Origin of the sequence: Psychrobacter aquimaris (assembly GCF_016107525.1) — a bacterium.
Lineage (GTDB): Bacteria > Pseudomonadota > Gammaproteobacteria > Pseudomonadales > Moraxellaceae > Psychrobacter > Psychrobacter aquimaris.
This window is the reverse complement of sequence record NZ_JABASR010000015.1, coordinates 22,849-37,821: the sequence shown is the minus strand read 5'-3', so window position 1 is coordinate 37,821 and position 14,973 is coordinate 22,849. Positions and strand designations below refer to the sequence as shown.

The 14,973-nt window shown below is 44.4% G+C and carries 10 protein-coding genes; all 10 read right to left on the bottom strand.

Going from position 1 to position 14,973, the window contains the following annotated elements:
* Positions 1 to 290: 290 nt before the first annotated feature.
* The 10 genes from JFC10_RS12645 to JFC10_RS12600 all read right to left on the bottom strand — a co-directional run bounded on the left by JFC10_RS12645 (position 291) and on the right by JFC10_RS12600 (position 14,755).
* Positions 291 to 452 (bottom strand): hypothetical protein, encoded by a 162-nt coding sequence (locus tag JFC10_RS12645; protein WP_198333159.1) that lies wholly within the window; start codon positions 450 to 452, stop codon positions 291 to 293.
* Between the two features lie 26 nt (positions 453 to 478).
* Positions 479 to 625, bottom strand: a complete 147-nt coding sequence (locus tag JFC10_RS12640; RefSeq protein ID WP_198333158.1) for a DUF2256 domain-containing protein — start codon at positions 623 to 625, stop codon at positions 479 to 481.
* A gap of 44 nt (positions 626 to 669) precedes the next feature.
* Positions 670 to 840, bottom strand: coding sequence for a DUF2256 domain-containing protein (locus JFC10_RS12635; RefSeq protein WP_082787268.1), 171 nt, complete (start codon positions 838 to 840; stop codon positions 670 to 672).
* 64 nt (positions 841 to 904) lie between these two features.
* A complete protein-coding gene (locus JFC10_RS12630) occupies positions 905 to 7,123 on the bottom strand; it encodes a DNA repair ATPase (RefSeq protein ID WP_198333157.1) in 6,219 nt (2,072 codons plus the stop codon).
* Positions 7,124 to 7,415: 292 nt separating this feature from the next.
* Positions 7,416 to 9,491: a flotillin family protein gene (locus JFC10_RS12625; RefSeq protein ID WP_198333155.1), complete on the bottom strand. Its 2,076-nt coding sequence runs from the start codon at positions 9,489 to 9,491 to the stop codon at positions 7,416 to 7,418.
* 118 nt (positions 9,492 to 9,609) lie between these two features.
* Positions 9,610 to 10,266: an OB-fold-containig protein gene (locus JFC10_RS12620; protein WP_198333154.1), complete on the bottom strand. Its 657-nt coding sequence runs from the start codon at positions 10,264 to 10,266 to the stop codon at positions 9,610 to 9,612.
* Positions 10,267 to 10,447: 181 nt separating this feature from the next.
* Positions 10,448 to 11,467, bottom strand: coding sequence for a PD40 domain-containing protein (locus JFC10_RS15145; protein ID WP_198333153.1), 1,020 nt, complete (start codon positions 11,465 to 11,467; stop codon positions 10,448 to 10,450).
* Between the two features lie 268 nt (positions 11,468 to 11,735).
* Entirely contained in the window at positions 11,736 to 12,224 is a 489-nt protein-coding gene (locus JFC10_RS12610) for an META domain-containing protein (protein WP_198333152.1), read from the bottom strand.
* A 314-nt stretch (positions 12,225 to 12,538) separates the two neighbouring features.
* Positions 12,539 to 13,651, bottom strand: a complete 1,113-nt coding sequence (locus tag JFC10_RS12605; RefSeq protein ID WP_198333151.1) for a lipase secretion chaperone — start codon at positions 13,649 to 13,651, stop codon at positions 12,539 to 12,541.
* A 27-nt stretch (positions 13,652 to 13,678) separates the two neighbouring features.
* On the bottom strand, positions 13,679 to 14,755 hold the full coding sequence (locus tag JFC10_RS12600; RefSeq protein ID WP_198333150.1) for an esterase/lipase family protein: 1,077 nt from the start codon (positions 14,753 to 14,755) through the stop codon (positions 13,679 to 13,681).
* Between the last annotated feature and the right edge of the window lie 218 nt (positions 14,756 to 14,973).

The following is a 14,973-nucleotide window of genomic DNA, read 5'->3' as shown; positions in this document are numbered from 1 at the left end:
AAGTCTGTTTATTACATATTTATGTAGTAAGTTATTTTTTCTATAATACTTTTTCAAGGACTTTAAATTTTCCTCTTTTAGTAACAAAAAAATAAAGTCTTTTAATCATCCTTATTAAATTTAGAAAATTATAGTTTTTACCTCTCTTAAAATAACAAGTAAATTTTTAGTCTTGCTATGCGAAATAGTAAATATACATGAGTTCTTTGAATTCTAATTTCGTCTTCATCTTCTAACTTAAGATTTTCCTACCCAGCTTTAATGTTTTAAGCTGAATACGACGAATAATACTATTCTTCAAAGAAAACGTTACAACCTGAATTATCGACTTCAGGTTTCATGACCTCTAGTTGGCAATCATCTTTCAGCCATGATAATTTTAGCATTTCACCAATGAACAAGTGCTCAATGAGCTTTTCCCAGAAGCTTGATTGCTCATAATGTTTACTCATAATTTACCTTAATATTTTGAAGTAACTTAATCTGCTTTACCCTTCCCCCGCCGACACTTCTCCGAACAATAAATCACCTGCTCCCAATCTTTCTCCCACTTCTTACGCCATATAAATGGGCGCTGACAGACGGGGCAGGTTTTTTGCGGTAAGTTTACTTTTTTATGTGCCATTGTCTGCTCCTTTTTCCCGTATATCTCTAACTGACTATTAACGCCTATTTATCTTCTTTTTGATGGTCCAGCCCTTCATACTTCTTAATGCGTCGGCACTGGTCTGAGCAATACACCATACTCTCCCAGTTTTTATCCAGCTTTTTAGTCCAGCTAAACTCGCGCTCGCAGACGGGGCAGAGTTTTTTTCGAACGTTCTTTTTTTTGTGCGCCATACATTTCTCATTAATTTGTTTACAACATCAGCAACCTGTCACTATAGCCTACTACGCATAATTATTAGTCATAATCGTCAAATATTTTATTTAAGCGATTGAGACTGTTGACGATCAGTTTACCAGATTGATCAGTACTGCTATCAATCGCTAGCTTCTCATCCATGCGCATCGTCAGTGGTGCCAGCGCTTGCTTGAGGACGTTCGCCATCAGTGTGGTCTGCTCATGGATATCAGGCGCATTTTTCTCTACAGCTTTACTGTCATCGTTCTTAATTAGGCTTTCGGCTAAGCTACGAGATAAGCTGTCCGCCATATTGTGTGCCAGTTGTTCCACGGCATCGATCAGCTGCACCATCAGCACTTTTTGCACGTCTTGGTTTTGCTTGAGGTACTCGCCTTCTGCTTCGTGGTCGTGCTTATATATTTGCAGCAATTGGCTCACGCTTTTCTCAAAGCCATTATCGATGCTATCGCTGACGACTTTGGCATTATTGATCACGCTATCGGCAAGGATTTTTTGTGAGGCTAACTGCGCCTCAATCTGAGTCTCTAACTGGGCTTGGCGCTCTGCTTCTCGTAAGCGGGCGATTTGCTCTGGATCATTTTTGGTTAAGTACGTCTCAAACTGACGACTGATGGCATTGAAGCCACTGGCCAAATCGACCAACTGCGCAACGATACGTGCGCCTGTATCGCCATCTTCACCGCCCATGGCTTTGTTACGTAAGAAGTCCGCTTTGATTTGCGCCCAACGCTCTTTTTCTGCCTCGGTTAAGGTGCCGCGCATCTCGCCAAGCTTGAGCAAGTTACTCTCTGCACCTTGGGTCAATAGCTGCGACTCGCCCAGATAGTGATCGTCTATCAGCTGGTTTAGCTCATTCTCATTCATGACCGCTGACAGCTTTTCGGTCATTTTATTCATATTGCGATAACTGCCTTGTAGCTTAAATATCGGCTCGACACGGTATTTATCGTCTTGCGAAGCGGAGGCAATATAGGCTTGGTTGACGTCCAAAATGACTTCTTGCACTCGAAACATATGGCGCAGGATGGCGACAATCTCGTTAATTTCTGAGGTGCTATACGGATACATTAGATCGCTGCTTTGCGCTTGGGCGAGGTTGGGATTGTCCGTTTTTGCCATTTTAATCAAGCGATGTACATCGCTCAAATCGCGGTTTGCCAGTGGCGCGAGAACCGTATTAGAGGTTAGGGAGTTTTCGATATAACTGAGGGCAAAGATATCTTCCATACCGCTCATAATATCGCCCAAGTTATAGATATCGGCACGGTTGGCAAGCATGTCAGGCACTTTAAAGGCCTCGCCGCTCTCGGTATACGGATTACCCGCCATGACCACGCAGAACTTTTTGCCACGCATGTCATAGGTTTTGGTCTTGCCTTGCCAGACGCCATCGATACGGCGCGTACCATCGCCGAGTGAGATAAATTTCTGTAAAAATTCCGCATGCGTATGCTGAATATCATCGAGATAAAGCATGACGTTATTGCCCATCTCAAAGGCTAAGTTGATTTTATTCAGCTCTTCCCGTGCGGTAGCATTGGGCGCTTTTTCGGGATCTAATGAAGTGACATCATGACCGAGTGACGGACAATTAATCTTCATAAATATCAGGCCAAGACGATTTGCTACATATTCCATCAAGGTCGTTTTACCATACCCTGGTGGCGATATCATCATCAGGATACCCATCAAGTCAGTCCGCTTATCCTCGCCGATTGTACCCATTTGTTTGGCGAGGTTGTCACCGATAAGCGGCAGATAGCTCTCGTTAATCAGACGGTTACGCACAAATGAGGACAACGGGCGTGGCATAAACTCGTCCAGTCGCAAGGTTTCTTTTGACTCGTGTAATATCTCTGAGCGCATGGCCAGATAGCGTCGATAGGCAGGAATAACTTGGGTATCGTGGTGATGCAAGCGATTTAAGAAATTATCAACGGCAAAGGTTAGGCTCTGCTGACGAATACGCGTATGCTCACCCAGTAGACTATTCACTTGTATTTCAAGCGATACTTTACCTGTGCTACGCTCAAAGCTTTGCACTTGATTGAGCGGGTTATTGATACTGGTCAGTGACGTTGATGATGACGTTGAAGGTGAAGAGAACGACAAAGTGGAAGCGGCATCAGTTGTCCCTTCATTTGCGCCATCTTTATTAAAGCTCGCACCTGAATCAATCAGTCGCTGTACCAAGGCTTCACGCTGCGCATCGTTTAGTTGAGTGAGTAGTACAGCAATCGCTTCGGGCACATAATGACGACCGCTCTCTAGTTGCTGTTTGCGTAGCGCTTCTTTTTCTTGACGTTCAGAAAGCTGCTCTTCACTGAACGCCTCACCTGCCTCACCCAAGCCATCATCGGTTTGATCTGTAGCTGTCTTATGATTACCATAAGTCTTATCAAGCAATGCATGAAACCATGTCGCCAGTAGCTCGTAGGCTGATTTTGGTTGGAAGCCAAGCTTACCAATTGAAGACTGTAGCTGCGCAAAACTGGCATTATTTTGCGTACTGACGGGAGAGCTACTCAGCGTTTGGCTAAGCTGCTCACACAGCTGCTCGGCTTGTTGGCTGGTTTGCCAGTTCATTGTGCTATATGCGGCAGCATTTGGCTCCGTTGACTGCCCCATGACGCTGACTAAGTATTCGCAGGCAAGCTGTACATAGCTTGGTTTAAAGATATTGGTGTTGTGAACATCAAGGGGAGTTGAATCTGGTTCTGACTCCCATGCGGCGTTTGACGGCTGATTAGCATTATTACTACTGCCAATACGCTCGTCACGATAGGCCGCGACAAAACGGTGCATCACTTGGCTCATATCCTCGACCAGTAAGGATTTGGCAGTGTCACTACCAAGTGCTCGGCGCAACTGCTCAGCGGTAGCCGCTCTATCCGTCCAGTTATTTGCGAGGGTCAGCACTGATTCATTTAACCAATTATCATAACCAAATTGACGTAGGCTTTCTAAACCCAGCGCTTGTACGATATTTAGCTGCCAATAAAATAACTGCGCCAGTGCGCGTACTTGCGGCGTATAAATCAGTAGCCCTGCCGCACGTAATGTCGGCAGTATTTGCATCAATAACAGCGTGGCATCATGGTCATGAATGCCCTTGTCATAGCCCAGCTGATAGCGAGGAGTAGCATAAGTCTTGACCAGTTTCGTTAGCGGACTGTCATTATCGATATTGCCATTGATATCTAACGTAATGACGGTTTCGTCGTATGCTTGGTATAGGCGCGTTTCGGTTAGGCCATCTTGACTGTTTTTGGCGCTCTCGATGATGCTATAGGCCAAGTACTCGGCGCGGTATACCTTGTCGGATTCGGAGGCGATATTCATCTCCCAATACGGACGCAAGGCATTTAGCTCAGCATCATTGAGCACTTCATAGTAGTCTGTTCCCGTCAGATGCAAATTGAGCACGCGTGTGCCATCTGACTGCTGGCGACTGAGTAAGGTCAAATCTAGTGGCTGCGTATTGACCGAAAAGCGATGCTTGCCCAGTTTGATGATCTGACCGCCATCTTCAAACAAGTCCGACTTATCTTTTAAACTCTTATAGCTCTCGATTTGGATAGCTTTTAGACGCGCATCAATGTCATCGGCTTTGACGCTAAAGCCCATCGCTTGTAGCTCTTTTGCGATGTTGCGGACTTTTTGCACCAGACCATCGGAGGCAAAGTAAGTATTGAGCGCTTCTTCCTCGGTAAAGCCAGTCACGCCTGTGCTTTGTGTGCGTTTCTTGATACTCTCAAGCATCCGTAGCGCCCCATCGCCTAGGTTTTGCGCTTTGCGATTGCGGGCATCGAGCAGTTGCTGCTTATGATTTTCAAAGGTTTCGTAAATCTCTTCGCGCTTACTAATGATATCGGCTAAGAACTGATCGCCGCTATTGGTCTCTGGATCAGCGAATTGGCTTTCTAATTCCTCTAACTGTACCAGCAGCTTTGCCATTTGCTCATCTGATTTTTCAGGCGTATTGGCAATCGATAAGGCGTTGGCAATCGATTGACCAAACAGCTTAAACTGCGCACCAAATTGCGCGACCGCTTCTGCCGATCCTAAATTTTTGCGTTTATGATTGAGCTTGGCTTTACTCTGGTTGAGGCTGGCATAAATAGTCGATATGTCATCGATGATTTGCGTGCGTACCGTGGCATCAGCAACATCCAACGTACCAAGCAGTTCGGTCAACAAGTCTAACCCTTGCGCCGTGTCATCAATTTTATCCAACACAGGCTTTAGTTCGGCATTGGTTTCTGCCGTGTTTAAGCGTTCACTGACATCGACCAAGATCCCTTCATAGCTTGATAGTGCTTCGTCGCCGCTTAAAAACAGCACGGTTTTTTCCGCAAGATCACTCTCTGCTTCTTCTAGCTGTGCCTGCAATGCTTCTAATTTATCACTGTCTAAATAGCGTAAATCTTCTAGGCTGACCAAACGACCCTTTTGTCGTCTCAATGCCGACAGTTGATCGACATAATCACTGGCAGACTCAAATGTCGTAACGCGTATCTGCCGCAAAATCTCATTTTGCTGCGCTTCGGCATCGGCAAGCGCCGTTTGCGTTTGCTTTTGGATACTTTGGACTTTGGCAAACTCATCAATGACCAGCTCAGCGGTCGCTGTCACTTCTTTAATACTACTGGCGACGTCGCCCAGCTCAGGCTCAGACAGCCAATAGTAGCTATCAAACAATCTGCTGGTATTGTCCGACAGCTCTTCATAGAGTTTTTGCGACACGCTTTGGTTGTCAATGAGACGGGTAATGCTATAAAGATCAGAGATGCCGCGCACCAGCTCTTTGTTACCGATTTTGCCATAAAAACTGGTACTCTCAGGCAATTCGCTCACATATTCAGGGGAGGCATAAGGGGTGTGCCATATCTGCATCGGGTGAATGCGCGACGGCTCACTTTGGTCACTGAACAATACCAAGCGACCGTTGTCTGCCAACGCCATACCATTACAATAAATCGGGTTTGCCAGTTGTTTTTTGATCAGGTTATAAGGAAACAGCCCCGTGATACCCAGCTCTCTGTCATAAAATAAGAATAAAACATCTTCGCCATTGGTCGAGATAATCTTACGCTTAAACTTTAGGTTTTTGGCACCGACACTATTGGCATCGAACAGCTTATACTCGCCCGTCTGTAGATAATAACCACCCGGAAATATAATGCCGTGATCTTCAGGCAACTGTACACAGGACTGACCGATCGCATCCAAACGCAGCACCGCTTCAGTCAAGGTGTTATAAACGAAGTAACGGTAACTGTCCTCACGATAAGGCAATATTTTGAGGAGGATTAAGCTACCGACTTTAGCATAGGAAATCTCAGCATCGGTGAGAGACTGGGTGCGATCATTGACAGGCTCGCTATAGATACCATTCCCTGACTGCGTATTGTCTTCAATCTTGATGGTCAAATCACCGCCGACGGTTTCCACAAATATCGTATCTAAGATATTCATGTGCGGATACTTACCATTGATCATCTGCTCTCGTGTGGTCTCGATCCAATCAAAGTCATAGGCAGGCGGCAACTCGATATCACGCTCGCCTCGATTGTCCACGTAGGCGACTTGAGCAGACTCTGGTGTGCCTTGGCTAAAGTCCAACGCAAAACGAAACACGCGAATATCAGTGATACGCTCACCAATCTGAAACGCCAATAGCAACTTGCTGTCCTTAACGGTCAGTTGAATCAGGCGTGTTTGCTTGTAATAGCGATAGAGCTCATTGAAGTCTTGTACAAAGGCATCTTGATCTAAAAACGTTCCTTTTAAATCGACCTCTTCAAGCTGATAATCTTGCTCAGTGCTTTCCTTATGAATGCTATCATCGTTACCGAGATCGCCCTGCTGACTCTCATCACGATCCTCTTTGTTAGCAGGGTCTATCAAGCGATATAGCGACAGCACATCTTTAACATTGCTTGCGCGCTTTAGCCCCATAAACACATTGTAGCCAAACAACAGATAATCGCCGACTTGTACCATATCCTGCGCCACACAGTTATGCTCGGTACGGATACGCGTGCGGGCAATTACCTGCATTTGAGTACTGCCGAACTCTTGTAGGCGTGCAGTGTTCAGAGTAGCCGTTTGTTGCTCTAAACGGCTGCCTTGCTCTGTTAGGCGTTTTTTGATGAGCTCATACGCATTGCCTGAGGCAACGGCCTGATTTGCTTGGTTAGCGTTAGGATCACTTTTACTATCTGAATTGGTTTGGTTTTGCGTATCCGCCATCGTTGCTCGTCCATTTTTATATTTTGGCAATAAGGAATAATTGAAGGTAAAGAAGCACTTGGCTAATCTAAAAAAACGCGTCATCACGACAGATTTTTTAGATTAGCCAACTCATCATAAATAATGAGTTGGCTACCGTTCTTTAAGGTGTTTAGAATAAGTGGATTGGAGTAATCTACCACTGAGATACAGATTACTCATTAAGGGTAAAATCCAATCATAAGCGCTTTAGATAAGCACTTATGAAGGAAATATAAGACATGTCCACAATCTATAAAGACAGAGCATATTATTAAATAGTTTTGTCGTTATTTGACTGGTTGGCTTTCATGACTTGATTGGCCATCACACCGTTGATGATACCGCTCAATGTATCTGACTTACCCGCTAGGCCATCAATGGCTTTACCAATCGACAGTGACTTGGCAAAGTTATCAAAGAAGTGTGCTTCACCGCCCACGATATCAATTTTGGCTTTTTGTAGCGCCACTGCCAAGACTTCGGCATTTTCTTTGGCAATCTCTTTACCCGCTTCGATTGACGCTAGCGCTTCTTGCAAGGCCGTCTCAAGACTCATGCGGAACTCTTCGTGCTCGCGTGCCTCTTTGCTCATGCTACCCATGGCATTGAATTTCTCGACCAAACCATCTGCTTCGGCTTGGAAATGTGCACGAGTCACTTCGGCTTTTGCCAGTCCAACTTCACGTTCTGCCTTGGCATTTGACTCACCGCGAGCAGCGATGACCTGCGCATTTGCCATACCAACATCACGCTCGGCTTTGGCGTTAGACTCACCACGAGCAGCGATAATCTCTGCGTCTACCATACCAATGTCACGCTCAGCTTTTGCTTTAGAGGCGCCGCGAGCTGCAATAACTTCGGCATCAGCCATCCCTTTTTCACGGTCTGTCTGAGCCTGAGCTTGTCCAGTCGCTTTAATAACATTGGCTCTAGCAATACCCTCTTTTTCCAAAGAGACCGACTTGGCTTCTTGGATAGCGGCTTCAGCAAAGCCATGTGCAGACTCTTCTGCTTTGATACCTTCAGCCATTTTGATTTTGGCTTCTGACTCTTTAGCAGAGGCTTCAAGATTGGCAGTAGCAAGCGTGGTAATCTCGACGGCTTTATGCTTGGCAGATAACTCTTCTGCTTCTGCTTTTTTCACCTGACGCACTTTGATTTCTTCAGCGTCCGCTTCCGCAGCCAGTACGCGCGTTTGTTTCGAACGTTCGGCTTCGCTGACTTCGCGAACTTCTTTGATACGCTCTTCTTCTTGCGCCACTGTTTTGTCTACCGCGATGCGCTCACGAATGACATTGGCGATTTCTTTTTTCTCAAGCTCAATCGCACGCTCCGCTTCGATACGTTGCAAGTCAACTTCACGCTCACGCGAGACGATTTCCAAATCACGAGCACGTGTGACTTTTTCTTCTTCGATGACCACGGCACGCAGGCGATTCTGTCCAGCCACTTCGATCTCACGTTGCTGATTCTCACGCTGAATCGCCAAATCTTGCTCAACCATGATAACGGCGGTTTCTGACTTTTTGCGCTCTTCTTCTTCGATCTTGCGCGTTTCAGCCGTTTCACGCGCAATCACTGACGAGATTTCACGCTTTTGCTTGGCTTCAGCATCGGCTTGTTGACGCTCCAGCTCCAGCATCGCCTCTCTGGTCTCGACATTCTTTTTCTTAACAGCCAGCTCTTCGTCACGCTCAAGCTCATTGGTAATGACATTTTGAAAGGCGGTTAGCTGAGTAATCTTTTTGATACCTTCAGCATCTAGGATATTACTTGAATCTAATGATGTCTTTGGCGTTTGCTCTAAGTAGTCAATCGCTACATCTTCTAGGATATAGCCGTTTAGATCGTTACCGATTTCTTGGACGATACTGTCACGGAACTGGCTGCGGTTTTCAAACAACTTGACAAAATCAATCTGTTTACCAACCGTCTTTAGTGCTTCTGAGAATTTTGCATTAAATAGCTCGTTGACCGCTACCTTGTCTGAGGCTCTGTCTACGCCAACTGATTTGGCAACTTTAAGAACATCTTCTTCGGTTTCATTGACACGCAAATAAAATGCCACCGTAATATCAGCACGCATATTATCGGCACAAATCAGTCCTTCTTTACCACGTCTGTCCACCTCTAGAGTGAGCAACGAGATTCTCATGAGTTCTTTTTTGTTGATGACTGGCCACACAAAGCCACCATCAAAGCGTACAGCGATTTTATTGACGCCGTTAATAATAAGTGCTGTGCCCTGATCCACCTTAATATAAAAGGCTTTGAGCATCAAAAGTGCTGCCATAATGAAAACAAACGCCAGCACCACAACCACGCCGACGATAATGAGTATGTCCATATCCATTCCTTTAATTAAAACATTCCAAGCGAATTTAAAACCCTTGCTATATTTACTAAATGCTTATTTTTTATATGTTATTAAGCCACCATTCACTGACCAATATCATTGATGAGCGTTATTTGTCTTTAACTGGCGTTACGCGATAGGTATTGGCCTCATCCAAATACTCTACCAATACCACCTTATCGCCTTGTTTTAGTGAATTATCATTGATGTCTGAGCGAATCTTGAGTATCAATCCTGCGCCGCCATCATTGAGCACTGCTTCGCCATGTTTGTCGGTCACACTGAGCGTGCGCACAACAGCGATTTTACCCACATTACTAGACGAATTGCGCTTGGGGATTTTGGCGATATTTTTGCGGATGGGCGAGATGATAAGACCGGTCAACCACATCGATACGACCAAGACAAAAACGAGTGCCCCTGTGCCGAACAAATAATACAGAATGCCTGAGTCAAAATACTGGTGTAAAAAACTGGTATATAGGTAACTGAGCAGCCAACCGATCAAACTAACTAAGCTTAGTATGATGATTAAAGGAACGCCATAAAGACCAAACTTGAGCATGAGACCCGTGAAAAAACCAGTCGATGATAAGTTAGCAACATCAGCATCACCGCCTGACTCCCCAAGCTCTACGCTATCCATATCTGCCATACCGAGTAAAGATACGACCCAATATAAGGTAACGAACATCACAAGCCCAGTAAAAATAATCGTGGGATATAAACTGATTTTAGTGATGAATACTAAAAAAGCTTCTTGCATTAAACCTTCTCTCCCTTGCTCACTTAATTTAGTATCTTAATGACTCGGTTGTACAATTTGGTATGACATGAATGACGTTTGCTCGAATTGATGCTGTTATATCTATATTTCTAGAATCGACTTATGTTTCTTTATTAATGATTATATATACATTTCATTACATAATATATAGCTGTGGCTGTTAACGACCCCATATCGGTGAGCGCACGACCCCACCATTTTGACTATTGATGGCGTAACTTGTATTTCCTGAGAGCGAATGTATAACCAAATCTCCACCATTTTTCTTCCCTGTTTGTCCACCTACTTTTGACTGGCGTGTTGGATAGACAACATAGTTTCCAGAGGGAGATAGACGAGCGGGTTCATCGAGTCCAGTCTCTGCTAGATTCACGACTTGTCCAGTCGTCAGCGTCATAACGGCCGCCTTACGACCATTTAGGTAAGCCATGCGCTGACCATCCATACTCAGCTGCGGACTGGCGGCATAACTACCTGTCGATAGGAGTACGGCATTACCCGTGGCAAAGGTATAACGATAGATACTTGGACGACCCGCGCGAACTTTATCACTGGTATAGACAAAGCTTTTACCATCGGCTGCATAGCTTGGTTGAACCTCTGTACTGGGTAAGGTCGTGAGCTGCTTGGTGCTACCGTCGCTCAAACGCATCTCATAGATATCCGCATTGCCACCGACAGTTGAGCTATAGAGTAGATGTTGACCATCAGGTGAGAATGACGCTGACATATTACTGCCTTCGACATTGACTACCAGATTGCGCGTGCTATTGCCCCGATTGTAAATATAAATCTTTGGATGCTGGCGCGGCGCTTGTTTGCTATAAGCAAGCAGTTGCCCATCAGTCGACCACGCTGGCGCATAGATATAGCCATTGATCTGATCGATAAGCTGACGATCACTGCCATCGGGACGGATACTATAGAGTGTCGATACTTTGGCTATTCCCAACCCTTGCTCCTCGACGTAAGCAATGCGCCCTTGCCGATCTATCGCTGGCATTCGCGCCGTTAGTGGATGACGACTCGCACTCATATGATTAGCAGACGCTTGAATCGCTTTAGACATTGTATTCGGCAGCGTCTGACAACCCGTTAATAGCATAAAAGTCGTTAGTGCAGTGATATTACTTGTCATGCGTATATTGACGGATGATTTTGATACAAGCATTTTTGACATAAGGTAACGTCCAATAAAGCGTTGATTATTACGTACTGAGAATATCGATAAGTAAGGTTAAAATATTGAGTGCATTAAAATATCGTAGTCTAAAAACGTTACTTAGCAGCCAATGACAGTGTAGCGTAAACCATGCCAAATTTTGGACAAAAAAAATACCCCACTAGATAGTGAGGCATTCTTCAAATTACATCTGACTTTTATATAGCATCGCTTTTATTTAACATTGCTTTTAGCAAATACTATTTAATCATCTGTGATGATTGGATTATTTAGCAATGGCTTTGAAATGGGCAACTTGATTGCTATTGGTAATAGTTAAGATAGGCGTATTATTGGCATTTTTGCTGATGCTATATTTACCTTGTACGGTCGCTAAAGTCGCTGTATCGAAACTCGCTTGCGGCTCAGGGCAGGCCATCATAGTAGATAAAACATTACCTAATACGACATTGCCATTCACAACCTTGTACTCAGCACCCATGTTATTACAAGTATTAACAAAGGTAACGCGGTCATTACCAGCATCTTTGAAGAATTTCAACGTTAAAGGTTTAGATGGATTAAAGAATAACTGAGTCACCTTTTCGCCATTCGTACGCTTAGCATCAACAAGCTGCCAATCATATGCTTGTAGTGCATTAGAAGTAATTGGTTGAGTCACTGGGGCGGTTACGCTAGGAGTAGTTTGGCAACCAGCAGCCAATGTACCTACCGCAAGCGTCGCTGCCATCATCATTTTAGTCATGTTTTTCATATAAGCTCCTTTAGTGGTTTAATTTAGAATAAAAAATAGCTTTCATACTAAATATTAGTTTTTTATTATGATTAATTGATTGTTTTATTTATTAACCTAAACAATGTGGCTATTATGAACAACTGATGCCTCACTGTCATTATAGGTTGAGTGTATGATTACCCTGATATTTGTTGCGCTCTATAGTCTTTTTGCTAACCTCTATTGTTAGACGGTACATTAACTGCTAACACTTTTTATATAACTTCTCGAACATCCTCTAAAAATCAACGATTTCTCATTAAAACTATCGTTTTGCTCATTCATTCTAGGCATTACTCTAGATTGGCGATGTTCTGTTGTTGCAAAGCAGCATATCCTGACAAACGCTTGCGCTCAGCCTCATTAAATAATTGCTGTTCGACTTGATTGATTTGGTTTTGTATTTGTACTTTATCCGTGCTTTGGTTTAATAAACGCTGTTTTTGGGCTTGATATTGGTCGAAACGTTGAGCAAAGTTAGCATCCTCTGCATCGACTTGCGCGAGACGTGCGGCAGCTGGAGCGCCTACCAGATCACGACGCATGTTATAAAACTCCTGAGCCGTTGCCCCTTTTGCTTGCATCTGTGTTGTGCGATTCATCAGCTCGTTCAGATTGGCTTGCTGAGTGATACTGGCTTTGATCGTATTGTCTGGCATGCGGCTAATGTAGTTCTGCCGCGTTGCCTCTTTTTGCACATCTGTTAGCTGCTGATTTTGGTCAATTCTGACCATCTCCATACTATAATCATCATACTCATCTTCTGCACTAAAGAAGGCGGTAATGGTTTCTTTCGTAAAATACTGCTGACGCAACTTGGCTACATCTTGCTTTTTCTGAGCGACGACATTTAGATCCAGCTCACCGCTTTTTGCCGCTTGTAATTGCAGATTGCCATAACGTTGTTCTATTTCAGGAATGGCTTTAAGATACGTAATATATTGGTCAAAGATAGCGACCGCTTGACTGGCAGCAGGCTCTGGCGTGTGGTGACGGATATAACTTTCGACACGCGCAAAAATAACTGCTTCGTCCTCCTCTCCTAACGATGATAAAAAATAATCGAATAAACGCCGTAGACCTTCAGTGACGACCAACTGCTTGTTTTCATCAATGATGATTTCGCCGTCAACTTGCGTGCCTGTTAATGAACGCGGCAAACCCTCCAATCCAGTGACAAATGGAGACTGGTTCTGAGCTGAAGTCGTTTGCACTACTTGGCCACTATTCAGCGCAGTTGATAGTGTGCTCTCAGACTCATCAGCAAGTGCATTGGATACTGGGTTTTCTGGATCCACACGTGTAATGTCCGGTTTGAACCACATAATCACCGCCGCAGTGATAGCTATGATGACCACGGCGATTATAGCGATTGGTAAGTAGGCTGGGCGGCGATTATTCGACATAAATGAGAGTTCTTTTTACAAGTCAGCTTAAAGGTTAGCATTTTTGAGACGATTGACCTGAGTACGATAGATAGATTTTGGCTCAGACTCTCCCCATGCGGTCAGACCTAATACTTGATCCGCTGAATCCAAATGGTTCATGATGTAATTATCACGAATTACATAACCAAGACGACTTGAGCAAGCAGATACCAACCCATCATTCGACTCTCCGGCAAAAGGTACACTTGTTGCTGCAAGTAGATAATCGCTAGGATCGAGTGCGCTGGTTATTTGTCCAACCCCACTGAACGAATAGTATTTGATACCATTGACGGCAGTACTGGTCGGCTGACCACAATAGTTTTTTGGCATTGCCGCAGGAAATTTAGCATTGAAACGAGCAGCGCCATCGGTCGATAGAGCCACGAGCGCTTGCCAGCCATCTTGCTCTTGTATCTGTTTAAAACTGATACCCGAACCAATATCTGTAAAGCCACCAATCAAATTGAACACGCCTGATACTAACTGTGTGGTGATGTTTGACGGATTGCCTGTGGTGTTGTTTGGCTCAAGGGTATTTTTGACAAAATCGGCCGTTTTTGAGCCTTGCTCTGGGCTTGATACTGCTGTGACTGATGCGACGTATTTTGGCGCGACACCAGCGACATAGCGAATATCTATACCGCCTTGACTGTGCCCAAACAAATTGACTTTAGGGTCGCCTGAGATGGCAGTGATAGTTTTGACTTGCTGTAATAGCTGCTCGCCGCGCACTTCGCTATTATTAACCGCTGACGTTTTGGTGCTATATACCTCTGAGCCGCCTTTCATCAACTCTTGAGGAATCTCATTGAAGTAATCAATGACCCCAAACAGCTTGGTGAAGCCGCCAAGTCCATGAGCCATCACCACTGGATACTGAGTTTTGGTATAACTAGAGGTAAAATACTTGCTATCGACTAGCGTACAGCCATTGGCATTGGCACAATTATAGTATTGGCCTGCTGCTTGAGCTGAGGTGGTTTGCAGTGTCATCAAGATGACACCCGTACTGATGGAACCCAGTATTGGTAAAAATGCTCTCGGCGTGAGAGCTGCACGAGCGTATGAAGAAAGCGTCATAACAACATCCTTGTTATCATTAATTTTGGTTATATTTACCTCATAACATCGGTAAAGATTGCGGCTAATTCCTTTAGCATGCAAAATTACATTACTTATATCGTCTGCAACATTCAACTAAATTGTCAAAATATGAATATATTATCGTGACTAGAGGGTCATAACTGCCCCTTCTTCGCTGTAAAGCAATTATTATCAATAATAATGATAGGTTCGCT

Excerpts from the sequence above, each read along its gene's own strand:
- JFC10_RS12605 (WP_198333151.1), bottom strand. The coding sequence starts at position 13,651 with ATGTCGAATAATCGCCGCCCAGCCTACTTACCAATCGCTATAATCGCC.
- JFC10_RS12610 (WP_198333152.1), bottom strand. The coding sequence starts at position 12,224 with ATGAAAAACATGACTAAAATGATGATGGCAGCGACGCTTGCGGTAGGT.
- JFC10_RS12600 (WP_198333150.1), bottom strand. The coding sequence starts at position 14,755 with ATGACGCTTTCTTCATACGCTCGTGCAGCTCTCACGCCGAGAGCATTT.
- JFC10_RS12645 (WP_198333159.1), bottom strand. The coding sequence starts at position 452 with ATGAGTAAACATTATGAGCAATCAAGCTTCTGGGAAAAGCTCATTGAG.
- JFC10_RS12630 (WP_198333157.1), bottom strand. The coding sequence starts at position 7,123 with ATGGCGGATACGCAAAACCAAACCAATTCAGATAGTAAAAGTGATCCT.
- JFC10_RS15145 (WP_198333153.1), bottom strand. The coding sequence starts at position 11,467 with ATGTCAAAAATGCTTGTATCAAAATCATCCGTCAATATACGCATGACA.
- JFC10_RS12640 (WP_198333158.1), bottom strand. The coding sequence starts at position 625 with ATGGCACATAAAAAAGTAAACTTACCGCAAAAAACCTGCCCCGTCTGT.
- JFC10_RS12620 (WP_198333154.1), bottom strand. The coding sequence starts at position 10,266 with ATGCAAGAAGCTTTTTTAGTATTCATCACTAAAATCAGTTTATATCCC.
- JFC10_RS12635 (WP_082787268.1), bottom strand. The coding sequence starts at position 840 with ATGGCGCACAAAAAAAAGAACGTTCGAAAAAAACTCTGCCCCGTCTGC.
- JFC10_RS12625 (WP_198333155.1), bottom strand. The coding sequence starts at position 9,491 with ATGGACATACTCATTATCGTCGGCGTGGTTGTGGTGCTGGCGTTTGTT.